Here is a 21,952-nt window from a genome sequence, read left to right on the forward strand (position 1 = left end):
GCGCACATGCGCCGTGAGCCCAGCCGCCGGATGGCGGCGCCCGGCGCTTGAGGGAACAGAATAATTCACGCCGTCGCTCCCCAGAGCCCGCGCCGCATCCGGCGCGCGATGACGCCATAGCGTGGGGCCAGCAGAATGGAAAGCCCCAGGATCACCCCTGCCAGCACGGCGATAGACCCCGCCGCATTCACGGCCATGTCATAACCCAGAAGCGACGGCCCGAACGCACCCAGACCATAGCCGCCAATCCCCGTGATCCCCCCGATCAGCAGGGACAAGCCCACCTGCGGCCCCATCCGATCGGTGTAAAGCCGGGCCGTGGCGGCGGGACAGATCAGCATGGCGATGACCAGGATGGACCCCACCGCCTCAAATGCCGCGATGGCGGCTAATGCTGCCAGCACGACAATCCCCTGCTGCACCAGCCCGCTTTTCAGGCCCAGCGTATCGGCCAGACCGGGATCAAAGCTGACCAGGGTGAATTCCTTGAAGAAGACCAGGATGATGGCCAGACACAGCGCGAACACGGCCATCAATTGCAGCACCTGCCGGGGCAGGGTGGCCCAGATGGCGGGATCGGCCAGATCGGCCCAGCCGCCGGGCGTCAGCCACAAGATGGCCTCCAACTGGCCATACAGAACACAATCGGCATCCAGATCGACCTGCCGCGCCGGCCCCTGTTCGATCAGGACGACGCCCAGGGCGAACAGGCCCGTGAAGACCACGCCCATGGCCGCCCCCGCCTCCACCCGGCCCAGACGGCGGACCAGTTCGATCATCCCGCCCGCCACCAGCGCGGCGGTCAGGGCGCCGGCCAACATGGGGAAGGTATCGCGGGTGCCGGCCACCATGAAACCAGCCACGATGCCGGGCAGCACGGCATGGCTGATCGCGTCACCCATCAGGCTTTGCCGCCGCAGGACCAGGAAATTGCCGACCAGGGCGCAAGACAGGCAGGCGAACAAAGCCGCCAGCAGGGCCGGCAGATCGACGGTCAGGAAGGTGGCGGTATCGAAACTCATCCCACCATCTCCCCCGCCAGCAAGGCGCGGCGCAAGCGTGCGCGGCGCAGGCTGCGACCCAGCAGCCCGCGCGATGGCGCGATGATCAGGCTGATGAAGAACAGGCTGGTGGCGACCAGGACAATGACGGCGCCGGCCGGCAGGTCCGCGAACCGCGCCGACAGCACGGCCCCAAACCCGCCCGACACGGCCCCCACACAGCCCGCGATGATCAGCATGCGGGACAGATCATCGGTCCAGAATCGGGCCGTGGCGGCGGGCGTGATCAGCAGGGCGATGATCAGGACCAAGCCGACTGTCTGCAACCCGACCACGGTGACCAGCGTGACCAGCGCCATCAGCGCCAGATCGATGCGCCCCGTGGGCCAGCCGGCGGCCCGCGCAAAGCCTTCGTCAAAGGCCAGCAGGCGGAATTCCTTGAAAAACAGCCAGACCATGGACGCGGCCAGCAAGGCCAGGGCACCCAGGCCAAACGCCTCCCCCGTCCGCATGGCCGCCGTCTGCCCGAAGATGAAGCCCTTCAACCCGGCGGCATTGGCGGCGGGCAGTTCCTGCACCACCGACAACAGCACGACACCGGCCCCGAAGAACACCGACAGAACGGCGCCGATGGCCGCATCCTCGGTCAGTCGGGTCCAGCGCTTGATGGCCTGGATAGTGGCAACGGCGATGGCCCCGCTGATGGCCGCACCAGTCAGCAGCAGGGGCAGGGACCGCCCCTCCACCCCCAGCGCCATGCCGGTCAGGAAGGCGGCCACGATGCCGGGCAAGGTCGCATGGCTCAACGCATCGCTGACCAGGGCGCGGCGGCGCAGCACCATGAAACAGCCCACCATGCCCGCCGCCATGCCTAGTGCCGTGGCACCCAGCAGCACGACCAGCGTGTTATGCCCCACCATCTCCATCAACGCGGACCCAGCAGCAGCCCGCTGGCCCGCTGGCCATAGGCCCGGCGAAGGTTCTCTTCGGTCAGCGCCTCACGCACCGGCCCGGCAGCGACCACACCGCCATTCAGCATCAGCACATGGTCAAAGGTTTCGGCCACCGTCTGCAAATCATGATGCACGCAGATGACGGTGCGCCCCTCCGCATCCAGTTCGCGCAGGACCGCCAGGATGGTCTGTTCCGTGGCGGCATCCACGCCGGCCAGCGGTTCATCCATGAAATAAAGCCGCGCCTCCTGCGCGAGCGCGCGGGCCAGGAACACGCGCTGCTGCTGTCCGCCCGACAATTGCCCGATCTGGCGATGGGCAAAATCCGCCATGCCGACCCGGTCCAGCGCCTGCATGGCGGCGGCCTTGTGCCGGCCCGTGATGCGCCGGCCCCAGCCGATCAGGCCGTAACGGCCCATGGTGACCACGTCCAGCGCGCTGACGGGGAAGTCCCAATCCACGCTCTCCCGCTGCGGCACATAGCCGATCAGGGCGCGCTGCCGCTTCAGCGGGCGGCCATAGACCTCGATGGTGCCGGTCAGGGCCGGGACCAGGCCCAGAACCGCCTTCAGGAAGGTGGATTTGCCGGCCCCGTTCGGGCCGACCACGGCGACCAGACCCTGGGCCGGGGCCGTCCAGGTGACATCGCGCAGCACAAGGCGCTGATGGTAAGCCACCGACAGGCCCGACACGGCCAGGGCGCCGACACCGGCATCGGCGCTGGGGATGAAATTATCGCTCAACAGCCGTTGCAGCATCGGACCATCCCCTTACCGTGCCGCCAGCCGGCCCTGGAACCCGCGCGCCGGCACGGAGCCGCCCAGGGCCTGGGCGATGGTGGTGACATTGTGGTCGATCATGCCGACATAGGTCCCTTCATAGGTGCCGGGCGCCCCCATGGCGTCGGAATAAAGCGAGCCGCCGATGGACACCTTGTGCCCCTTGGCCCCCGCTCCTTGAATCAACGCCTGGATATTGCGATCGGACACCGAGGTCTCAATGAAAACAGCCGGAATTTTACGGTCGACCAGCAGGGACACCATGCTTTCGATCCGCTGCAACCCGGCTTCGGACTCCGTACTGATCCCCTGAATGCCCACCACCGACAATCCATAGGCCCGGCCCAGGTAGGAGAAGGCGTCATGGGCGGTGACCAGCACGCGCCGCTGTTCCGGCACCGATGCCAAGACCTTGCCGGCATAGGCGGTCAGCGCCTCATACTCCGCCGCCGCCTTTGCCGCATTGGCGGCATACAGCGCTTCATTGGCGGGATAGAGCGTGGATAGCCTGTCCCGCACGCCCAGCAGGGCCAGCCGCCACAGGGTTGGGTCCATCCAGACATGGGGGTCGGGATGGCCGTCTGCCCCATCGGGATGGATCAGCCGATCCTTGGGCAGGACGGAGGCCGCCGCATGCACCGGTCTGCTGGCCGACAGCTTGTCCAGCATCTCGGCCATCTTGCCTTCCAGGAACAGGCCGGAATGGAAGACGGCGTCGGCTTTCATCAATGCGACCGTGTCCGACCGCGTCAGCTTATAGGAATGGGGGTCGATCCCTTCGCCCATCAGGCTGCTGATGCTGGCCGTATCACCGGCCACGGCACGCAGCAATTCCGCCACCTGTCCCGTCGTCGCCTGCAAGATCGGCTTTTCCGCCGCCCGCGCCGGCAGGCCAGCCGACAGCATCCCGGCACCGGCCAGGGCCAGGACAGTACGGCGGCAAAGGGCGGCGTTAGGCGCGGTCACGGAATCGGGCTTTCTGGAATCATTCCAAGTTTCGTATCGAACCAACATATAGGCCCTGTGACAAAGCCGGCAAGGCAAAGTCCTGTGATCGTTCTATCGCAACATTACTTTCTGGGCACAGTGGGAATCACGGTCGGATGGCTCATCAATGCCAGAAAGGGCAGGTCGGAGGGACGATTGCCATAGCCATGGCTCTCATCAAACGGTCCCGCCTCATGCAGCAGGGCCGCCACCCGCCGTGCCTTCTCGCCGCGCACACAGTTGCCGCCCTGCATCTGCCCCGTCAGAACCCCGTCCCGAACCTCCATATCGGTGGCCAGGATGCGGTCAACCGGCAGCCCTTCCAGCAGGATGGGGATGTAAAGCGACAGGCCGCCCGTGGCCACCACCACCATATCGCCGGCATCGGCATGGCGTTTCAGGGCGGTCAGCGTGGGTTCATACCAGCGGGGCCAGCCGCGCATCCGTTCCGCCGCATCCTGGGCCACACTCACCGGCACTCCGGCCAGCGCCCGGCGCAGCATCCCGGCCTTGATGCGGGTGCGCAGATCATCGTCGGGATTGGCCCCCGCACTCATCAACCCCGCCCGGATGGCGCGGGCGAAGACCAGGCCGGAACGCATGCGCCCCGCCACCCGGCCCAGATAGGGCAAAAGGCTGTCCCCCCCCACCAGGGTGCCGTCGAAATCAAAGATGGCGATGCGTCGTGTCATGGTCGCCGCGCATAAAACAGGCCTGGGCCTTCCCGCTCAAGATTTTTCGGGATATCAGACGGCGATTGGACCAACGGAGGCCGCCATGGCACGCGAACGCATCATCATCGATACCGATCCCGGACAGGACGACGCCGTCGCCATGATGCTGGCCTTTGCCTCACCGGAGGAGATCGAGGTGCTGGGCGTTACGGCGGTGGCCGGCAACGCGCCACTGGCCCACACCGAGATTAATGCCCGCAAGATCTGTGAACTGTCGGGCCGGCCCGATATCAAGGTTTTCGCCGGCTGCGACCGCCCTCTGTTCCTGGATCTGCATACGGCCCCGGAGGTGCATGGCGATACCGGCCTGGACGGTCCCGACCTGCCCCCGCCCACCATGCCATTGCAGGCACAGCATGCGGTCGATTTCATCATCGACACGCTTCGCGCCGAACCGCCGGGCACCGTCACGCTCTGCCCCCTGGGTCCGCTGACCAACATCGCCACCGCCCTGACCCGCGCACCCGACATTGCGGCGCGGATCAAGCGCATCGTCCTGATGGGCGGGGCGCAGTTCGAAGGCGGCAACAGCAGCCCGGTGGCCGAATTCAACATCTTCGTCGATCCGCACGCAGCGCAAATCGTGCTGAAATCCGGCGTCGATATCGTCATGTTCTCCATGGATGTGACGCATCAGGTGCTGACGGCCCAGCGACAGATGGACCGCGTCCGCGCCATCCCCGGACCCGTGGGGCGCGTCACCTATGAAATGCTGGATTTCTATCGCCAGTATGACGAGGCCAAATACGGCACCGATGGTGGCCCCCTGCACGACCCCTGCGTCATCGCCTGGCTGATCAAGCCCGACCTGTTCCAGGGTAAACAGGTGAATGTGGAGGTGGAAACCGCCTCTCCCCTGACCATCGGCCAGACGGTGGTCGACCGCTGGTGCATCACCCAGCGCCCGAAGAATGTGTTCTTCATGCTTAAGGCCGAGGCGGACGGGTTCTTTGACCTGCTACTGGAACGGTTGGGGCGGTTGTAAAGCTGCCGGATTGGTGGATAATTCCGCCCCTGGATGAAGGGGGCGGGCATGAAACGGATCATGGCACTGATCGCGGCTTTGCTGGGCGTGATGCCGGTGCTGGCCGCACCGGCCTGGAACTGGCCCGATGGCCATCAGGCCGCCATCGTCCTGACCTATGACGATGCTTTGCCGTCGCATCTGGACGTGGCCATCCCGCAACTGGACAAGGCCGGCCTGAAGGGCACCTTCTTCCTTTCCGCCATCTTCGACCAAAAGCTGGTTCCCCGCTGGCGGGCGGCTGCGGCCCGCGGGCATGAGTTGGGCAATCATACGGTCCTGCATCCCTGTGCGCGCGGCACCTTCCCGATGCAGGACCGTCAGAATTCTGAATCCTATCAGGTCGGTGACATGCTGACCGAAATCCGCGTGCAGAACACCCTGCTGCACGCCATCGACGGCCACACGGCCCGCACCTTCGCCATGACTTGCGGCCAGAAGCTGGTCGGCAGGGGACAGGATTATGTCGAGGCGTTGCGCACCGCCGGGCTGGTGCGCTTTGCCCGCGGCATCGCCCCGCCGGCGGCGACACCGGGAGAGGTCGATCCCTTCAACGTCCCCGCCACCTTCTTTGCCGAGACGGTGACCGGTGCGGAACTGATTGCCTTCGTGGAGGAAGTGCGGGGCCGCGGCGGGCTGGGCGTCATCGGATTCCACGGCGTGGGCGGGGACTATTCCATCACCACGGCCCAGGCGCACCAGCAACTGTTGGATTACCTGGCGGCCCATCGCCAGGAGATCTGGGTGGCCACCTTCGATGAAGTGATGACCCGGCTTACATGGAAGCCTTAGCGGGATGGAGAGGTGCTGTACCTGATGCTGGTCGTCGGTGCCGACCGCCCGTGACCAGATGAATGCATGCGATGGCGGTCCCGGTGGGGCGGGGACCGCCATGGAGGCCCCCCAAATAAAAAGGCGGGCATCGCTGCCCGCCTTCCTTATCTTGAAATATCTGGACCTTACTGACAGGCCAAGCATTCCTCGTACTTGTTGGTCTCCGCCATCGGAGCGGCCTTGGCCCGGCCGATCTCCTTGGTGGCGTTGCTCTCGGCACGCTGCACGGACATGGAGCGCAGGTAGTACAGGCTCTTCACGCCCTTCTTCCAGGCCATCATGTGGATCTGGTGCAGGTCGCGCTTATGCACGTCGGCGGGCAGGAAGACGTTGAGCGACTGGCTCTGGCACACGAACGGGGTGCGGTCGGCGGCATGTTCGATCAGCCAGCGCTGATCCAGTTCGAACGCCGTCTTGAACACGTCCTTCTCATCCTGGGTCAGGAAGTCCAGATGCTGGACCGACCCGCTGTTCAGCGTGATCTCCGACCAGGTGTCCTCGTCATTGCGGCCCTTTTCGGCCAGCAGCTTCTCCAGGTACGGGTTGCGCACCGAATGGCTGCCTGACAGGGTCTTGTGCGTATAGGCGTTGGCGGCCACCGGCTCGATGCCGGGCGACGCGCCACCGGTGATGATGGAGATGCTAGCCGTCGGCGCGATGGCGATCTTGTTGGAGAAACGCTCCATCACGCCATATTCCTCGGCGTCGGGGCAGGGGCCACGCTCATGCGCCAGCTTGACCGACGCGGCATCGGCCTGACGCTTGATCAGGGCGAACATGCGCTTGTTCCAGACCTTGGCCATCACGCCTTCGATCGGGATCATCTGGCTTTGCAGGAAGCTGTGGAAGCCCATGACGCCCAGACCGACCGAGCGCTCGCGCATGGCGGAATACTTGGCCTTGACCATGTCGTCCGGCGCCTTCTGGATAAAGTCGGTCATGACATTATCCAGGAAGCGCATCACGTCCTCGATGAAGGTCGGATGGTCCTGCCATTCCAGGAAGTTTTCCAGGTTCAGCGACGACAGACAGCACACAGCCGTGCGCTGCTTGCCCCACGGGTCCATGCCGGTCGGCAGCGTGATCTCGCTGCACAGGTTCGACATCTTCACCGTCAGGCCGGCCAGCTTGTGATGTTCCGGGATGGCCCGGTTCACATGGTCGATGAACAGCATGTAGGGCTCGCCCGTTTCCATGCGGGCGGTCAGGATGCGGATCCACAGGTCGCGCGCCTTCACGCGGCGCAGGATCTTGCCATCCTTGGGGCTGGTCAGCGCCCATTCCTCATCGGCTTCCACGGCGCGCATGAAGGCGTCGGGGATGGCGATGCCATGGTGCAGGTTCAGCGCCTTGCGGTTCGGATCACCACCCGTGGGGCGGCGCATCTCGATGAATTCTTCGATCTCGGGGTGGGAGACGGGCAGGTAGCAGGCAGCCGAGCCACGGCGCAGCGAACCCTGGGAAATGGCGAGCGTGAGTGAGTCCATGACGCGGATGAAGGGGATGACGCCGCTGGTCTTGCCGCTATCCTTCACCTGCTCGCCGATGGAGCGCAGGTTGCCCCAATAGCTGCCGATGCCGCCACCCTTGGCCGCCAGCCAGACATTTTCGTTCCACAGGCCGACAATGCCTTCCAGGCTGTCGCTGGCTTCGTTCAGGAAGCAGGAGATGGGCAGGCCACGGGCGGTGCCGCCATTGGACAGGACGGGCGTGGCCGGCATGAACCACAGGCGGGAGATATAGTCATACAGGCGCTGGGCATGCGCATGATCGTCGGAATAGTAGCTGGCGACGCGGGCGAACAGATCCTGATAGGTCTCGCCCGGCATCAGGTAGCGATCGTCCAGCGTCGCCTTGCCGAATGTGGTCAGCAACTCGTTTCTGGAATGATCCACAGTCACCGGCGCATGCTTGCGCATCTGGATCTGGCCAAATAGGTCGGCGCCCTGCGGGGCCCACTCGTTCACTTCACCATCGCGCATGACTTATCCCCGTTTTCCCCAGAGCCCCGGCTGTGGATAACCGACCACAGGACACAACATCTTGTTTGTTGAGGTCCGGATCGTACCAAATCCCGTGCCCACCACAAGGCAGAAATTTCCGCCCTATCCATCATGAATAGGCTTGACGTCAGCTATTCCAAGGGGGCTTGCGAACGGGGTTGGGGTATGCGCTGCACGCGGCTTGACGGGGCCACCGTGCCGGACTAGCCGCGATTTTTCCCTGGATTCAGGGGTGTAAGTCCAGGAACTGTCGGACAGACAGCACCCGTGCGTCGCCATAAAGAGATTCGATGAAGTCCCGAAGGTCCCCCGTCAGGATCGCGTCGGCACCGCCGATACTGGCCGTCAGGACATAAATCACATCCTTAGGATCACCCATACGGGTAGGGCCGGCAACGCCAAGGATATCTATATGTAGTGTCGGCGTGCTGCGTCTCTTTCGTCCTCCCCCTGTCCCCATTTCCCTGCCAAACGTCACAGTCCCCCGCCTTGCCCGCAACGCCCCGTCCGCGTTATTGAATAGGTCGTTCCGGTGCCGGGACGACAGCCACAGCGTGGGGTCCGGATGTTCATCGAATGCTCCAACCTGATCGCCGGCAATCTGCCCGCCCTGTCCTATGGCGTGGCCGTGGCCGATATTGATGGCGATGGGCAGGATGAGATCATTGTCGCCGGCTATGGCGGCCCCAACCGTGTGCTGAAATGGGGTGGGCAGGGGCTGGTGGATATCGCCCCGCCGCTGCTGGCCGATGCGGGGCGGCGCGCCATCGGTCTGGCCTGTGGTGATATTGACGGTGACGGGCGGGAGGAAATCTACATCCTGAACAGCGACGGGTTTTCAGGACCCAAGCAGGTGTCCGACCGGCTGCTGGCCTGTTTTGGGGACCGCTGGGTTGACCTGTTCGCCTTGCAGGAGAATTTCGCCGCTGCCAACCGCTTCGCGGGCCGATCCGTCGCTGTCATCGACCGGGAGGGCACGGGGCGTTATGGCTTCATCGTCGCCAATTATGGCGGGCCGATGCGGCTTTATGAAATGGGCGCGCGGGGCCGCATCGTCGATGTCGCGGATGAGGTGGGGCTGGATGCGCTGACAGGCGGGCGTTCCCTGCTGGCGGCGCCCATCCTGGGCGACCGCCCCGATATTTTCGCGGGCAATGAGATCGGGCCCAACCTGTTCTTCCGCAATCAGGGTGACGGCACCTTTATCGAGATGGCGGACGCGCTGGGCCTGTCCGACGCGGCATTGCCGGCGCGTGGCGTGGCCCTGGTGCAGGGCGATGAACTGTTCGACATCATGCTGGCCAATTGGGAGGCGCCGCACCGGCTTTATCAGCAGCAGGCCGGCGGCAGTTTCGCCGATCTGGCCCCGCCGGACCTGGCCAAGCCGACCCGCGCCCGCACCGTCATCGCCGCCGATTTCGACAATGACGGGTATGAGGAGATTTTCATCAACAATCTGGGCGAACCCAACCGCCTGTTCGGCTGGCGCGATGATCGCTGGACAGCCATCGATATCGGCGATGCGGCCCTGCCCGCCGGTTTCGGCACCGGGGCCGCCGTGGCCGACCTGGATGGGGACGGGCAGTTGGAACTGCTGGTCGCGCATGGGGAGCAGGCGCCGCAGCCCTTGTCGCTGTTCATCGGGGAGCCGCGCGGCAATCACTGGCTGCGTATCCGGCCCCTGACGGCAGCGGGTGCGCCGGCGCGCGGCGCGGTGGTGCGCCTGTGGGCCGGTGACCGCATGCAGATGCGCGCCATCTGCGCCGGCTCCGGCTATCTGTGCCAGATGGAGCCGGTGGCCCATTTCGGCTTGGGCCGGCTGGAGGCCGTGGAACGGGTGGAGGTGCGCTGGCCCGATGGGGCGGTTCAGCGGATCGAGGGGCCGGGCATCTGCCAGACCCTGGTCATTCCTCATCCCGGTCGCTGAGCGGCACCTGCTGCGGCGCCACGGCCACGCCATAGATGCGCGCCCACAGCACTGCCGTCAAGGATGCGACCAGCGGATTGGTAATCGACAGCACGATATTGCCGGCCAGCACGGCCAAGGTGCTGTCGGATGACAGCCCCATGAGCAGCAGGATCGCCCCCGGTACCTGCAAGGGCAGGTTCACCATGACCAGCGCGAAAAGCGGCGGCAGCCCGCCCAGCGGTCGGGTTGCCTTCCAACTGGCCCCCATCACGAATTTGCCATCCTGCACCACCGACCCGATGGCAGGACCCAGCCGCGCCACGGGCCACAGGGTCATCAGGATGATGACGGCATAGGTGGTCAGGAAAAACCAGTCGGGCATGGCAAAGGCCAGGGCGGCGGTATCCGCCGGCCCCTGCGCCGGATTGGGCGACAGGCGATGGCCGGTAACACTGGCCAGCAAGGTCATGAACACCGCCGCCGGCAGCACCGATACCAGACCGGCGACCAGCACCAGGGCCAGCAATATGCCGCCAACGCGCCAGTACCGGCCATCGAACGGCATATCCCAGAACTGGCTATGATCTTCACCGGTCAGGATGAACCGGGCCCAGCGCACCGTCCAGATGCCCAGACCCCAGATCATGCCCAGAACCGACAGGAATTGAAGAAGGGCGGCACCGCCGCCTTCGCCCGATGCCGTCATCTGCGCCACGCCCAGTACCGCCAGCACCAGCGCAGGCGCGCCCGCAAACCGCAGCACGCGGCCCGGATCGGACAGGAGCAGCAGATAGATCGCCAGTGATTCGCGCCAGGCGTCCTTGAAATTCATCGCAAACCCGGGTTCCGCAAAATTGCCGTCGGTGGGCAACGGTCTAACACATGGGGTGTTCCCGCGCGACCGCAATGCTATGTCGACGTGCCACAGGGGCAACGCTTCGACAAGCCCCTGTGATTGCTGTAGAAAAATCAGCAGAACGTTGCCGGAGCTTGCAATGCCTTTTCCGCCCGCCCCGCCCGTCCGCCTGACAGTCCGGCAGGAACGGTTCCCCATCCGCGGCACCTTCCGCATTTCGCGCGGCGCCAAGACGGAGGCATTGGTGCTGGTGGCCGAACTGACGGATGGCGACGGCCATGTCGGGCGCGGCGAATGCGTGCCCTATGCCCGCTATGGTGAAAGCGTGGAGGGGGTGGAGGCCGCGATGAAGGCCATGGCCGATGCCTTTGCGCGGGGGTTGAGCCGCCGGGCGCTGGCCCATGCCATGCCGGCCGGTGCCGCCCGCAATGCGCTCGATTGCGCGCTCTGGGACCTGGAGGCGCGACGTACGGGGCGGCCCGCCTGGGAACTGGCGGGTCTGGCCCCGCTGGAACCGGTGGTCACTGCCTTCACCCTGTCCATCGACACGCCGGACGCCATGGCCGCTGCCGCCGGCAGCGTGGCCCGTCCGCTGCTGAAACTGAAACTGGCCGGTGACGGGATTGATCTTGACCGCGTGGCCGCCGTCCGCGCCGCCGCACCGACCAGCCGCTTGATCGTGGACGCGAACGAGGGCTGGAAGCCGGATGACCTTGCCACCCTGCCCGACGCCTTTGCCCGGCTGGGGGTGGAGATGATCGAACAGCCGCTGCCGGCCGGGGCTGATCAGGCCCTGGACGGGTTCAAAAGCCCGATCCGCTTAGGCGCCGACGAAAGCGCCCACGGGCTGGACGGGCTGGAAGAGTTGGCCAGCCGTTATCAGGTGGTGAATATCAAGCTGGACAAGACTGGTGGCCTAACGGAAGGGCTGGCGGTCAAGGCGCGGGCGCAGGCGCTGGGCCTGGATGTCATGGTCGGCTGCATGGTCGCCACCTCGCTCTCCATGGCGCCGGCCCTGCTGCTGGCGCAGGGGGCCGATTATGTTGACCTGGACGGGCCGCTGCTGCTGGCCAGCGACCGGGAACCGGGCCTGATTTATGATGGCGCGCTGGTCCGTCCAGAGGCGGCTGGAGTCTGGGGCTGAGCCTGCCGCAACGCAGCTACCCGCGGTCTATGTCTTTTGGGCAGGACCTTATGCGGATGTTGGTGGATTACCCTGACACGCGTGTATGTCATAGTTGAACCAGAAGTTGGATCAAGCAGTCCCCGCGATGAATAAACCGCAGAGCGCCCACACATTGCCGTCGCATGACATGCAGGTCATGCTGGCCCAGCACACGCTGTTCGCCCGTGGTCACGCGGGAAAGCGGCTGGAAATGCGCCTGCAGAATCTGTCGGGCATCAAGCTGAACAATTTCGATCTGTCGCAATGCCTGCTGCTGGCCTGCAACCTTTCCTATACGGACCTGGAGGGATGCAGCTTTCAGGCGGCAAACCTGTCGAACAGCCTGTTCATCGGCGCCAACCTGAAACATTGCGATTTCACGCGCGCCGACCTGCGCGGCACCCGCTTCTATAAATCCGACCTGCAACAGGCCAAGATGACCGGGTCGGACATGCGCGTCGGTTCCATCACGCTGAACAGCGGTGGGGTGGCCAAGCAGCGGGAATTCACCACCGACCTGTCCTTCTGCAACATGGAGGAGGCGACCTTGCAGGATGCCGTGCTGCACAATGTGCGGCTGCGCGGGGTCAACATGCGCAATGCCGACCTGTCGGGGGCCGACTTGTCCGGCGCTGACATGCAGGGCGTGGTACTGCTGGGCGCACAGATGCAGCGGGCCAAGTTCACGGGCGCCAACATCAAGAACGCCGTCTTCACGGTCAATGACGAGACGCGCCGCCTGTTCGCGGGTAACCCGGCGTTTGAGGAGCATCTGGCCAATTTGCGCGAAACCGACCGGATCGTCGCCGCGCATGAGGAATGGGTGAATTCCGCCGGTCGCAACGGGTCGCGTGCCGATTTCGCAGGGCTCGCGCTCCGCGGTGTGGATCTGCGCGGTCGCGAATTGTCCGCTGTGTCCTTCCGTGGCGCCGACCTGACGGGGGCCAAGCTGGCCCATGCCCGTCTGGCCGCTGCCGATTTCAACGGCGCCACGCTGGCCTATGCCGAGCTTTCCAACGCCGATCTGCGCGGTGCCGGCATGGAAAATGCCCGCCTGCTGCACACGATTGTCGATGGCGCTGATTTTGGGGACCTGGAGTTGCGGGGCGGCGGCAAGCTGTCCATCCGGTTCGCCGGGGCATCTATCGAGTGGACGAATTTCTCGCAATGCGTGATCACATCCGAACAATTAGCGGGTGCTGTTTTACGCGAATGCCCGATGCCGGACGAACATTGATTTTTGGTTGTTAATATTAACTTATTAATCATTTTCTTTTGCTATTGAACGCGCCACTATCCTTTTCGTCGCGCGTCATGACAGTCGTCGTATCACCGCGTGACAATTCGAATGCACACGGTTGAATGTTTATGGCGGCTCAAACTCCCGATACCGGGTCCCCGCGTACGGACCTGACAACGCATCTGGCCATGCACTCCCTGTTTCTCAAGAACAAGGGCGGGCGTCGGCTGGAAATGCGTCTGGCCAATATGGAAGGGTTGCAGCTGAAGGGTTTCAACATGTCCCAGGCCACGCTGCTGGCCTGCAACATGTCCCAGACCAATCTTGAAGGCTGCAAGTTCAGGGAAAGCGATCTGGCCAACAGCCTGTTCATCGGGTCCAATCTCAAACATTGCGACTTTACCCGTGCCAACCTGCGTGGTGCGCGCTTCTACAAGTCCGATCTGGCCCAGGCCAAGCTGGATGGCAGCGACATGCGCATGGGCAACCTTACCCTGCACCGCAAGGGCGAGGATGTGGTCAGCCGGGAATTCGTGACCGACCTGTCCTTCTGCAATCTGGAAGAGGCATCGCTGGAGGATGCGGTGGTGCGCAAGGTGCGCCTGCGCGGCGTCAATATGCGCAATGCCAACCTGGCCAACGCCGATTTCAGCGAAAGCGACCTGCAGGGCGTGGTCCTGTTGGGGGCGAAGATGCAGGGGGCGAACTTCCTGCATGCCGATATCAAGGACGCCACATTTACCGTCGATGACACGACCCGCCGCCTGTTCCACGGCCTGCCGGCCTTTACCGAGCATTTGCAGAACCTGGCGGAGATCGACCGCATCGTCGCCCAGCATGAAGAATGGGTGGAAAGCGGCGGCAAGGTCGGGGTGCGGGCCGATTTCACGGGCCGCAAGATGAAGGGCGTGGACCTGCGCGGGCGGGAACTGTCGGCCATGTCCTTCCGGGGGGCCGACCTGTCGGGTGCACAGCTGAGCCACGCCAAGCTGGCCGCCAGCGACTTCAACGGCGCCAACCTCGCCTATGCCGACCTGTCGGGTACCGACCTGCGCGGGGCCGGATTTGAGGGGGCGACCCTGCGCAACACCGTGCTGGAGGCCGCCAATATGGAGGATCTGCAATTGCGGGGCGGCGGTGCGCTGCCCGTGCGATTGCGCGATGCCGCCCTTGAATGGGTGGATTTCACCAGCGTTATGATACCAGTGGACAGGCTGAAGGGCCTGAAGCTGCGCGATTGCACCCTGCCGGAAGCCATGGGCGAGGCGGCGGCCACGCCCTGATCCGACAGGTACGAGGACCGGCGGGCGTGTAAGCGGGACATCAGCCAAGGTTCCGCCCATGCGCCCCATCGTCCTTTCCGCCCTGTTGCTGCTGACCGCTTGTACCTCCCACGCCGATGGACCGCCCGGCGGCGGGTCCGAGGGGCGGCGGCCCATGGGGCGACTGCCTTTGTCGCTGTCGGGCGAAATGCTGGGCCGCATGGCCCCGGACGAGGGCGCCTATGCCGATATCGTTGTGGATTGGGCACGCGGGTTGGATGCCAACCGCGATGGGTTTCTGTCGCCTGATGAGCTGAAACCCGACATTGCCCGGTTCTTCCAGGCCGTTGATACGGACAAGGATGGGGCCATCAATTCCCGTGAACTGGGCGATTACCGCATGGCCCGGATGGCGGCGCTGCGTGGCGGCGCGCCGGGCGGTGGTCAAGGCCCCGGTCCTGACGGAAATCCGCCGCCGGAAGGGCCGCCGCCAGCGGACGGTAACCGCCCGCCACCGCCGGCTGGCGCTGGTCAGCGGCCCGGTGGCGGCATGGGCATGATGGCCGGCGGCGGTGCCGACAAGGTGATGGAGGCTGACCGCAACCTTGATTTCCGGGTGACGCGGGAAGAACTGGAACTCCTGACCTTCGACCGTCTGCGTGCCCTGGACAGCAACCGCGATGGCAAGACCAGCCTGGAGGAAATCCGGGCCGGTGCCGTGGTTGCCTATAATGAACGCCCGATGCGGGGCGGTCCCGGCGGCATGGGTGGCCGGCGTGGCGGCGGTGGTGGTGGTCCGCCCGGCGGCGGCCCGCCCCGCTGATCCGCCGCCATTCCGCCTTTTTCGGCTGGCAAGGATTTCGCCCACCGGCTAATCAAGGGGTGGGTTGATGACGGAGCGGCGGATGCGGCGGGCGATGGCGTGGCGGATAGCGGGTGGTCTGGCGCTGGCCCTGGTTCTGGCCTCCTGCGGCGGCGGGGATAAATACCGGCCCGGCATCCGCTACAGCGCCGTCAGCCCGCTGGGCGAACCGCTCAGCGCCCCGACCCGTGATGCCGAGGCCTATCGCGCCACTATGCGCGACTGGTTTGCCCGCACCGACAGCAACAAGGACGGCAAGCTGTCGCTGGCAGAATTCACCGCCGAGGCGGCGCGCGTCTTTCCGCTGTACGATCTGAACCATGATGGTTTCGTCACCTCCTACGAACTGACGCAGTACCGCGTCAGCCTGCCCACCCATTCGGCCCCCGCCGATAGTGGCCGCCGCCTGCGCCCCGGCCGCATCGACATGACCCCGGACGAGGCGGCGACGGTGCGCACCGATGGGCGTGGCCGGCCCGATTACCGCATGGGCATCGATCCCGTGATGTCCGCCGACAGCAATGCCGATTTCCGCGTGACGCCCGATGAACTGATGGCGGAGGCCGCGCGCCGCCATGCCATCATGGACAAGAATGGCGATGGCGTCGTCTCCCTGTCCGAATTCATGGATCAGGCGGAAGGTCCCATGCGCGCCTGGGCCGTGGACTGATCCTGCCGCGCCGTTCTACCTCTTAAGCACGCCCAAGCCTTTGGCATCGCATTTGCTTTTAAGCTCCCTATCCATTGGCATAGGGGGTTTCCATGACCGACTTCGGCCTGTTTATCGTCCGCCCGCCGCAAGGTGTGGCCACTGTCGCCGCCATCCATCCGTCCCGTGCGGATGATGCCCGCGTCACCCTTAAAAAGCTGCGCAGCGGCGGCTTCATGATCAAGGCCCTTTCCAAGGCGTCCGTCCCCTCGAACGAGCCGGAAGGCGCGCGCCTGCAATTGCAGGGGCTGGTGAATGGCATGTTCGAGCAGGCGCCCTACCGCCCCGCCGTCTCCCTGGTCTGGTAAGGCGAATGGATTTGCATTATGCAGTTACTGCATTTTGCAAATCGCTTTGCCACCCCAGCCTTGCATGCGCGATGAAGCGGGACAGGGCAGCCGTCATCACGCTGTCGCGGCGGTGGATCAGCTGCGTCGGCGCCACGGCCCATGGGTCCGGTGCCTCGTGCAGCGACAGCGACGCGCGCAGGGGAGAGCGTTCCACGGCGGCCAGCGGCAGCAGCGAGATGCCGATGCCGGCGGCCACCCCGCCGATAATACCTTCCAAGGTGCCGAACTCCTGCATCCGTGTCCGGGCCAGACCCATGCCCGCCAGCAGGCTTTCCAGCCGCTCGCGATAGGCGCAGCCGCGCCGGAAGCACAGGGCGGACAGGCTGGCCCGCGTCTGCAGCGCTACCCAGTCGGCGCCGGCTGCCGTCACCACCACCATCTGCTCCACGCCCACATCGGCGGCGATCAGGTCGGGATGGTCGATGGGGCCGCTGACCAGGGCGGCATCCAGGCGATAGGCCAGCACTTCCTCCGTCAGCACCCCCGTACCGCCGGTCCGCAGGCTCAGTTCCACATCGGGAAAGGCCGCATGATAGGCGGCCAGAACGGGCGGCAGCCGGCAGGCCGCCGTCGTCTCCATGCTGCCGATGGTCAATTGCCCGCCGGGCCGATCGGGGTTCAGCAGGTCCCACAGGCTGTCGCGGGCCGCCCGCAGCGCCGCCGCCACCTGTCTTGCATGTGGCAACAACCGCTCCGCGGCCCGTGTCGGCACCACGCCCCGCCCATTGCGATGGAACAGCGGCACGCCCAGGTCGGCCTCCAGCGACCGGATGCGCGCCGTCACGTTCGACTGCACACAGTTCAACCGCCGCGCCGCCGCCGTGACGCCCCCTTCCTCCACCACGGCCAGGAAGAAGGAAAGATCGGTGCTGTCCATCGTCGCATCCATCAATCAGATCGATTTCTTTTATCCTGACAATTCATTTTTCATGATGTCAATGGCATGTCATCGTCAGCATCCTTGATGGATTGCGGGGTGAATGATGGCCTCTGTCTGGCGGCTGGCCGTTGCGGGCCTGGCGGGAACGCTGCTGGGTGTCGGTCTGGGGCGGTTTGCATACACCCCGCTGCTGCCGGCCCTGATCGGTGATGGCTGGGTGGATGCCGCCGGCGGTGCCCTGCTGGGGGCCGCCAATCTGACCGGCTATCTGCTGGGCGCTGTCACCGCCGCGCGGGCGGGGCGGCGGCTGGGGCCGGTGCCGGTCCTGCGCGCGGCCATGCTGCTGGTGGCGCTGTCGCTGCTGGCCTGCGCCTGGAATGGCGGGTTGCTCTGGCTGGGCGTCTGGCGGTTCGTGGCCGGTGTGGCGGGTGCCATGCTGATGATCCTGGCCGCCCCCGTTCTGATGGCGCAGGTGCCGCTGGAGAAGAAGCCGCTGGTGGCGGGTATCGTCTTTTCCGGGATTGGCATGGGGGTGATGGTCACGGGCACGGCCTTACCCTGGCTTGCCACCTATGGGCTGGCGGCGGCCTGGGCCGGGATCGGGCTGTTCTCGCTGCTGCTGACAGGGCTGGCCTGGGGGCAGTGGCCGCCCGGTGCGCGGTCACTGCCGGCGGGCACGGGGGTTGCGGGCCGGTCCTGGCCGCTCTGGCTTTTCACCCTGGCCTATGCGACCGACGGCATGGGCTTTCTGCCGCATACCCTGTTCCTGTCCGACTTTGTGGCCCGCGGCCTGGGGCAGGGGGTGGCGATGGGCGGGGCCTATTGGTTCCTGTTCGGTATCGGGGCCTTTTGCGGGCCGCTGATCGTCTCGCGGCTGGCCCGCGCCATGGGCTTTGCGCCGGCCCTGGTGCTGGTGCTGGGCGTCAAGGCGCTGGCCGTGGCGCTGCCGCTGCTGTCATCGGCGCCCTTGCCGCTGGGCCTGTCGGCGATTTTGGTCGGGGTGCTGACGCCCGGTGCCGTGGCACTGGCGTCGGGTGTCGCGGGGCAACTGGCCGGGGCGGCGGGGCATACGGCGGCCTGGGGCCGGATGACGGCGCTCTATGCCCTGTTTCAGGCGGCGGGCGGCTACGCCCTGACCGCCCTGTTCACCGCAACGGGCAGCCATCTTCCCCTGTTCGCGGCGGGTGCCGCCCTGCTGGCCTGTGGTGCCGTGGCGGGGTTTGCCGGTCTGTCCTTGATGAAAAAGGAAGCCTTATCATGAAGCTCTATATCGCCAAGACCTCCCCCTATGCGCGCAAGGTGCTGGCCCTGATCTATGAAAAGGGCGCGTCGGTCGATGTCGTGACCTTGGACCCCTGGATCGACCCCGCCGACCTGCAATCCGCCGTGCCGTCCAGCAAGGTGCCGGCCCTGGTGACGGATGATGGCTGGTGCCTGGGCGAAAGCTGGGCCATTGCCGATTATCTGGACGCCACCCTGCCGGGCCGCCGCCTGCTGCCCGCCGACGGTCCCGCCCGCTGGCGCGGCCTGCGCCTGTCGGCCCTGGCCCAGGGGCTGCTGGATGCAGCCTTCAGCGCGGTGATTGAGGGGCGGCGGCCCGCCGGCGAACGCTCCCCCACGTGGGTGACGCGGCAGAAGGCAGCCATCGCCCGCACCCTGCCGGTGCTGGAGGCGGCTTTGGACGATTTGACGGCGGAAGGCTTCGGCCTGGGCGGTCTGTCGGTGGCCTGTGCGCTGGATTATCTGGATTTCCGGCATGGGGACCTGAATTGGCGGGCCGGCTGCCCCGCGCTGGCCGGCTGGTTCGCCGGGGTGATCGACCGGCCCTCCTTGCGCGCGACGGACCCGCGCTGACGCGCTATGCTGGGCAATCGTGATGGAGGATTGCCCATGCGCCGCCTGCTGTCCTTGCTGCTGCTACTGTCGCTTACCCTGCCGTCCCGCGCCGCCGACCCGGTGATTGAGGATCTGGCCTGGCTGTCCGGCCAATGGCTGGGTGGGGAGGGGGAGCGGCGGATGGAGGAGCATTATATGCGCCCCGCCGCCGGCATCATCGTGGGCATGAGCCGGACGGTCAGGCCCGGCAAGCCACCATCGGTTGAATTCATCCGCATCGGCCCCGGTGCAGACGGCAAACTGGCCTATCACGCCCATCCGCAGGGGCAGGCCCCGGCCAGCTTCGCCCTGGTCGAGTCTGCCCCTGGCCTTGCAGTTTTCACGAACCCGGCCCACGACTTCCCGCAGAAGATCACCTATCGCCGCGAGGGCGACACCCTGTCGGCAACCATCGAGGGGCCGGACAAGGATGGGCAGGTGAAGCGCTTCGGCTGGTCCTGGCGGCTGGTCGGGGCCGCACCTTGAAAGCTACCCCATGCGGGCTGCTGCAAAATCGTCAAAATCGCCGCCGCCAGGGGACGGGGCCGGAGGAAAGGCGTAACATATTCAAAACAAAACAGTATGGAGGAGTGCCCATGTTCACCCTCTCTGCGGTCCGCGTGTCCGCCCTGCTGCTGCTGGGCTTGCTCGTGGCGCTACCCCCGTCGGCACAGGCCGGCAACGATCCCCTGAAATCACTCACCTGGCTGTCGGGCCAATGGGTGGGCCGCGAAGGACCGACCCGCACCGAGCAGCATTTCATGCAGCCCGGCGACGGTGTGATGCTGGGCATGCGCCGGTCCATGTCCCCCTCCCGCGGGGCCGATACGGAGTTCATGCGCATTGTCGCGGAACCTGACGGAACCGTGACCTATTACGGTCAGCCGCTAGGCAGCAATGAGATCATTGCCTACAAGCTGATCGAGTCCGGGGACAATATGGCGGTGTTCGCCAATACCGACATCGCCTATCCACAGCGCATCGTCTTCAACCGCTATGGCGGCAATGTTGTGGCGGCGCTGGAAGGGCCTGACGGCAATGGCGGCGTACGCCGTTTCCGCTGGACCTGGAAGCGGGCTGGCGACGCACCCTGAAAATAATTCAGGGACCCATGTCACACTGACCGATCCCATCCCGTCCTGTCTGTGAAGGCCCCCGGATATCCGGGGGCCATTACCGGCCTGACGGAGATGGATATGAACATGCGCCTGAATTTCTATGCCGCCGCCCCCGCCGCCGTGAAGGCAATGGTGGAGTTGAGCGCTGTTGCCTTTGAAGGCAGCGGCCTGGAACAGAGCCTGCTGGAACTGGTGAAGACCCGCGCGTCGCAGATCAACCGCTGCGCCTTCTGCATCCATATGCATACGCGTGAGGCCCGCGCCCTGGGCGAGACGGAGGAACGGCTTTATCTGCTGGACGCGTGGCGCGAATCCTCGCTCTATACGGCGCGGGAGCGGGCGGCGCTTGCCTGGACCGAAGCCTTGACGGAGGTGGCCCGCACCGGCGCCGCGGATGAGGATTACGCTCTGCTCCAGGCGCATTTGACGCCGGAGGAGCAGGTAAAGCTGACCTTGGCCATCACCACTATCAATGCCTGGAACCGCTTTGCCATCGGCTTCCGGTCGCAGCACCCCAAGGGCCCGGCCCGTGCCGCCGCCTGACCCGTTGGCCGCGTTCACTCGTCTGCGTCCCCGCCTGTCCCGCATCGCCTATCGCATGCTGGGGTCACAGGCGGAAGCGGACGACATGGTGCAGGAGGCCTGGCTGCGCTGGGCCGGTGTGGACCATGCCGGGGTGGCGGATGCGGATGCCTATCTGGTCCGGCTGGTCAGCCGGCTGTGCCTGGATCAGATGCGCTCCGCCCGCGCCCGGCATGAAACCTATATTGGCCCCTGGCTGCCCGAACCGATCATCGATCCGGATGACAGCCTGGAACAGGGGCAGGAGGTGACGCTTGCCCTGATGCTGGCGCTGGAACGGCTGTCACCCCTGGAACGGGCCGCCTTCCTGCTGCATGACGTGTTCGGCCAGCCGTTTGAGGCGGTGGCCGCCGCTTTGGACCGCGACGTCGCGGCCTGCCGGCAGCTGGCCACGCGCGCCCGCACCCATGTCCGCGCGTCGCGCCCGCGTTTTCCCGTGGCCCCGGAACGTGGCCGGGAAATCGCCGCTGCCTTTCTGGCCGCCAGCCATAATGGCGATCTGTCGGGCCTGCGCGGCCTGCTGGCCGATGATGTGGTGCTGTATGCCGATGGCGGCGGCAAGCGCATCGCCGTGATGAACCCGGTCAGAACCCAGGACAAGGTGTCCCGCTTCTTCGCGGGTCTGGCCGCCAAACACGGCCACACGCTGCCGCCTGTGCTGTGGACGGGCCTGATCGACGGTCTGCCCGGCTATGTCACATTGGCATCGGATGGAGAGGTGCAAAGCACCGCCTTTGCCATCGACGATGACCGTATCACCGCCATCTACATCACCCGCAACCCGGACAAGCTGCGCCATCTGGTGGGGCTGGCCGGCAACGCCTGACGG

At 65.5% G+C, this 21,952-nt stretch carries 24 protein-coding genes; 15 read left to right on the forward strand and 9 right to left on the reverse strand.

Annotated elements, in window-relative coordinates:
• Positions 1-65: 65 nt before the first annotated feature.
• The 5 genes from ACT6Q8_RS01550 to ACT6Q8_RS01570 all read right to left on the reverse strand — a co-directional run bounded on the left by ACT6Q8_RS01550 (position 66) and on the right by ACT6Q8_RS01570 (position 4,412).
• Positions 66-1,022: a metal ABC transporter permease gene (locus ACT6Q8_RS01550; RefSeq protein WP_444735053.1), complete on the reverse strand. Its 957-nt coding sequence runs from the start codon at positions 1,020-1,022 to the stop codon at positions 66-68.
• A complete protein-coding gene (locus tag ACT6Q8_RS01555; protein WP_054165899.1) occupies positions 1,019-1,927 on the reverse strand; it encodes a metal ABC transporter permease in 909 nt (302 codons plus the stop codon). Before ACT6Q8_RS01555 ends, ACT6Q8_RS01550 begins: the two co-directional genes overlap by 4 nt.
• Entirely contained in the window at positions 1,927-2,712 is a 786-nt protein-coding gene (locus tag ACT6Q8_RS01560) for a metal ABC transporter ATP-binding protein (RefSeq protein WP_054165900.1), read from the reverse strand. Before ACT6Q8_RS01560 ends, ACT6Q8_RS01555 begins: the two co-directional genes overlap by 1 nt.
• A gap of 12 nt (positions 2,713-2,724) precedes the next feature.
• A complete protein-coding gene (locus tag ACT6Q8_RS01565) occupies positions 2,725-3,699 on the reverse strand; it encodes a metal ABC transporter solute-binding protein, Zn/Mn family (RefSeq protein WP_444735054.1) in 975 nt (324 codons plus the stop codon).
• 104 nt (positions 3,700-3,803) lie between these two features.
• Positions 3,804-4,412 (reverse strand): HAD-IB family hydrolase, encoded by a 609-nt coding sequence (locus ACT6Q8_RS01570; RefSeq protein WP_444735055.1) that lies wholly within the window; start codon positions 4,410-4,412, stop codon positions 3,804-3,806.
• Between the two features lie 85 nt (positions 4,413-4,497).
• On the opposite strand from ACT6Q8_RS01570, the gene ACT6Q8_RS01575 reads away from it, so the two are divergent.
• Entirely contained in the window at positions 4,498-5,439 is a 942-nt protein-coding gene (locus ACT6Q8_RS01575) for a nucleoside hydrolase (protein ID WP_054166012.1), read from the forward strand.
• Between the two features lie 48 nt (positions 5,440-5,487).
• A complete protein-coding gene (locus tag ACT6Q8_RS01580) occupies positions 5,488-6,270 on the forward strand; it encodes a polysaccharide deacetylase family protein (protein WP_444735056.1) in 783 nt (260 codons plus the stop codon).
• Positions 6,271-6,437: 167 nt separating this feature from the next.
• On the opposite strand, the gene ACT6Q8_RS01585 is transcribed toward ACT6Q8_RS01580, so the two are convergent.
• Both ACT6Q8_RS01585 and ACT6Q8_RS01590 read right to left on the reverse strand, forming a co-directional pair.
• Positions 6,438-8,294, reverse strand: coding sequence for a ribonucleoside-diphosphate reductase subunit alpha (locus ACT6Q8_RS01585; RefSeq protein ID WP_054165903.1), 1,857 nt, complete (start codon positions 8,292-8,294; stop codon positions 6,438-6,440).
• A 247-nt stretch (positions 8,295-8,541) separates the two neighbouring features.
• Positions 8,542-8,694 carry a hypothetical protein gene (locus ACT6Q8_RS01590; protein ID WP_444735057.1) on the reverse strand — a complete coding sequence of 51 codons (153 nt, stop codon included), beginning with the start codon at positions 8,692-8,694 and terminating at the stop codon, positions 8,542-8,544.
• Between the two features lie 186 nt (positions 8,695-8,880).
• Between ACT6Q8_RS01590 and ACT6Q8_RS01595 the strand changes: the two genes are divergently transcribed.
• Complete coding sequence (locus ACT6Q8_RS01595) at positions 8,881-10,242, forward strand: CRTAC1 family protein (RefSeq protein ID WP_054165904.1); 1,362 nt, start codon at positions 8,881-8,883, stop codon at positions 10,240-10,242.
• Here the strand turns inward: ACT6Q8_RS01595 and ACT6Q8_RS01600 are convergent.
• Positions 10,220-11,056 carry a hypothetical protein gene (locus tag ACT6Q8_RS01600; protein ID WP_156344382.1) on the reverse strand — a complete coding sequence of 279 codons (837 nt, stop codon included), beginning with the start codon at positions 11,054-11,056 and terminating at the stop codon, positions 10,220-10,222. The two genes, ACT6Q8_RS01595 and ACT6Q8_RS01600, sit on opposite strands and share 23 nt — an antisense overlap.
• Before the next feature lie 163 nt (positions 11,057-11,219).
• On the opposite strand from ACT6Q8_RS01600, the gene dgcA reads away from it, so the two are divergent.
• From dgcA to ACT6Q8_RS01630, 6 genes are all read left to right on the forward strand, one after another.
• Positions 11,220-12,224 carry an N-acetyl-D-Glu racemase DgcA gene (gene dgcA / locus ACT6Q8_RS01605; protein WP_444735058.1) on the forward strand — a complete coding sequence of 335 codons (1,005 nt, stop codon included), beginning with the start codon at positions 11,220-11,222 and terminating at the stop codon, positions 12,222-12,224.
• Positions 12,225-12,351: 127 nt separating this feature from the next.
• The gene (locus ACT6Q8_RS01610; protein ID WP_054165907.1) at positions 12,352-13,482 is read left to right on the forward strand and encodes a pentapeptide repeat-containing protein; all 1,131 of its coding nucleotides are present in this window, start codon (positions 12,352-12,354) and stop codon (positions 13,480-13,482) included.
• 191 nt (positions 13,483-13,673) lie between these two features.
• On the forward strand, positions 13,674-14,768 hold the full coding sequence (locus tag ACT6Q8_RS01615; RefSeq protein WP_444735059.1) for a pentapeptide repeat-containing protein: 1,095 nt from the start codon (positions 13,674-13,676) through the stop codon (positions 14,766-14,768).
• Positions 14,769-14,826: 58 nt separating this feature from the next.
• Positions 14,827-15,570, forward strand: a complete 744-nt coding sequence (locus ACT6Q8_RS01620; RefSeq protein WP_444735060.1) for a hypothetical protein — start codon at positions 14,827-14,829, stop codon at positions 15,568-15,570.
• Between the two features lie 67 nt (positions 15,571-15,637).
• A complete protein-coding gene (locus ACT6Q8_RS01625) occupies positions 15,638-16,279 on the forward strand; it encodes a hypothetical protein (protein ID WP_444735061.1) in 642 nt (213 codons plus the stop codon).
• A gap of 92 nt (positions 16,280-16,371) precedes the next feature.
• Complete coding sequence (locus ACT6Q8_RS01630; protein WP_054165911.1) at positions 16,372-16,626, forward strand: hypothetical protein; 255 nt, start codon at positions 16,372-16,374, stop codon at positions 16,624-16,626.
• 16 nt (positions 16,627-16,642) lie between these two features.
• On the opposite strand, the gene ACT6Q8_RS01635 is transcribed toward ACT6Q8_RS01630, so the two are convergent.
• Complete coding sequence (locus tag ACT6Q8_RS01635; protein ID WP_444735062.1) at positions 16,643-17,545, reverse strand: LysR family transcriptional regulator; 903 nt, start codon at positions 17,543-17,545, stop codon at positions 16,643-16,645.
• A gap of 103 nt (positions 17,546-17,648) precedes the next feature.
• On the opposite strand from ACT6Q8_RS01635, the gene ACT6Q8_RS01640 reads away from it, so the two are divergent.
• The 6 genes from ACT6Q8_RS01640 to ACT6Q8_RS01665 all read left to right on the forward strand — a co-directional run bounded on the left by ACT6Q8_RS01640 (position 17,649) and on the right by ACT6Q8_RS01665 (position 21,949).
• A complete protein-coding gene (locus tag ACT6Q8_RS01640; RefSeq protein ID WP_444735063.1) occupies positions 17,649-18,809 on the forward strand; it encodes a YbfB/YjiJ family MFS transporter in 1,161 nt (386 codons plus the stop codon).
• Positions 18,806-19,402: a glutathione S-transferase family protein gene (locus ACT6Q8_RS01645; protein WP_444735064.1), complete on the forward strand. Its 597-nt coding sequence runs from the start codon at positions 18,806-18,808 to the stop codon at positions 19,400-19,402. The genes ACT6Q8_RS01640 and ACT6Q8_RS01645 overlap by 4 nt, the downstream gene beginning before the upstream one ends.
• A 36-nt stretch (positions 19,403-19,438) precedes the next feature.
• Entirely contained in the window at positions 19,439-19,909 is a 471-nt protein-coding gene (locus ACT6Q8_RS01650; RefSeq protein WP_444735065.1) for a DUF6265 family protein, read from the forward strand.
• 110 nt (positions 19,910-20,019) lie between these two features.
• Positions 20,020-20,517 (forward strand): DUF6265 family protein, encoded by a 498-nt coding sequence (locus ACT6Q8_RS01655; RefSeq protein ID WP_054165915.1) that lies wholly within the window; start codon positions 20,020-20,022, stop codon positions 20,515-20,517.
• Between the two features lie 102 nt (positions 20,518-20,619).
• Complete coding sequence (locus ACT6Q8_RS01660; protein WP_054166015.1) at positions 20,620-21,084, forward strand: carboxymuconolactone decarboxylase family protein; 465 nt, start codon at positions 20,620-20,622, stop codon at positions 21,082-21,084.
• Positions 21,071-21,949 (forward strand): sigma-70 family RNA polymerase sigma factor, encoded by an 879-nt coding sequence (locus tag ACT6Q8_RS01665; RefSeq protein WP_444735066.1) that lies wholly within the window; start codon positions 21,071-21,073, stop codon positions 21,947-21,949. The genes ACT6Q8_RS01660 and ACT6Q8_RS01665 overlap by 14 nt, the downstream gene beginning before the upstream one ends.
• Positions 21,950-21,952 lie beyond the last annotated feature (3 nt).

It is taken from the genome of Niveispirillum sp. (assembly GCF_052437035.1).
Lineage (GTDB): Bacteria > Pseudomonadota > Alphaproteobacteria > Azospirillales > Azospirillaceae > Niveispirillum.

Bases quoted from the DNA above. Each gene is read 5' to 3' on its own strand.
- ACT6Q8_RS01550 (WP_444735053.1), bottom strand. From the start codon at position 1,022: ATGAGTTTCGATACCGCCACCTTCCTGACCGTCGATCTGCCGGCCCTG.
- ACT6Q8_RS01555 (WP_054165899.1), bottom strand. From the start codon at position 1,927: ATGGAGATGGTGGGGCATAACACGCTGGTCGTGCTGCTGGGTGCCACG.
- ACT6Q8_RS01560 (WP_054165900.1), bottom strand. From the start codon at position 2,712: ATGCTGCAACGGCTGTTGAGCGATAATTTCATCCCCAGCGCCGATGCC.
- ACT6Q8_RS01570 (WP_444735055.1), bottom strand. From the start codon at position 4,412: ATGACACGACGCATCGCCATCTTTGATTTCGACGGCACCCTGGTGGGG.
- ACT6Q8_RS01575 (WP_054166012.1), top strand. From the start codon at position 4,498: ATGGCACGCGAACGCATCATCATCGATACCGATCCCGGACAGGACGAC.
- ACT6Q8_RS01580 (WP_444735056.1), top strand. From the start codon at position 5,488: ATGAAACGGATCATGGCACTGATCGCGGCTTTGCTGGGCGTGATGCCG.
- ACT6Q8_RS01585 (WP_054165903.1), bottom strand. From the start codon at position 8,294: ATGCGCGATGGTGAAGTGAACGAGTGGGCCCCGCAGGGCGCCGACCTA.
- ACT6Q8_RS01590 (WP_444735057.1), bottom strand. From the start codon at position 8,694: ATGGGTGATCCTAAGGATGTGATTTATGTCCTGACGGCCAGTATCGGC.
- ACT6Q8_RS01595 (WP_054165904.1), top strand. From the start codon at position 8,881: ATGTTCATCGAATGCTCCAACCTGATCGCCGGCAATCTGCCCGCCCTG.
- ACT6Q8_RS01600 (WP_156344382.1), bottom strand. From the start codon at position 11,056: ATGAATTTCAAGGACGCCTGGCGCGAATCACTGGCGATCTATCTGCTG.
- dgcA (WP_444735058.1), top strand. From the start codon at position 11,220: ATGCCTTTTCCGCCCGCCCCGCCCGTCCGCCTGACAGTCCGGCAGGAA.
- ACT6Q8_RS01610 (WP_054165907.1), top strand. From the start codon at position 12,352: ATGAATAAACCGCAGAGCGCCCACACATTGCCGTCGCATGACATGCAG.
- ACT6Q8_RS01615 (WP_444735059.1), top strand. From the start codon at position 13,674: ATGCACTCCCTGTTTCTCAAGAACAAGGGCGGGCGTCGGCTGGAAATG.
- ACT6Q8_RS01620 (WP_444735060.1), top strand. From the start codon at position 14,827: ATGCGCCCCATCGTCCTTTCCGCCCTGTTGCTGCTGACCGCTTGTACC.
- ACT6Q8_RS01625 (WP_444735061.1), top strand. From the start codon at position 15,638: ATGACGGAGCGGCGGATGCGGCGGGCGATGGCGTGGCGGATAGCGGGT.
- ACT6Q8_RS01630 (WP_054165911.1), top strand. From the start codon at position 16,372: ATGACCGACTTCGGCCTGTTTATCGTCCGCCCGCCGCAAGGTGTGGCC.
- ACT6Q8_RS01635 (WP_444735062.1), bottom strand. From the start codon at position 17,545: ATGGACAGCACCGATCTTTCCTTCTTCCTGGCCGTGGTGGAGGAAGGG.
- ACT6Q8_RS01640 (WP_444735063.1), top strand. From the start codon at position 17,649: ATGATGGCCTCTGTCTGGCGGCTGGCCGTTGCGGGCCTGGCGGGAACG.
- ACT6Q8_RS01645 (WP_444735064.1), top strand. From the start codon at position 18,806: ATGAAGCTCTATATCGCCAAGACCTCCCCCTATGCGCGCAAGGTGCTG.
- ACT6Q8_RS01650 (WP_444735065.1), top strand. From the start codon at position 19,439: ATGCGCCGCCTGCTGTCCTTGCTGCTGCTACTGTCGCTTACCCTGCCG.
- ACT6Q8_RS01655 (WP_054165915.1), top strand. From the start codon at position 20,020: ATGTTCACCCTCTCTGCGGTCCGCGTGTCCGCCCTGCTGCTGCTGGGC.
- ACT6Q8_RS01660 (WP_054166015.1), top strand. From the start codon at position 20,620: ATGAACATGCGCCTGAATTTCTATGCCGCCGCCCCCGCCGCCGTGAAG.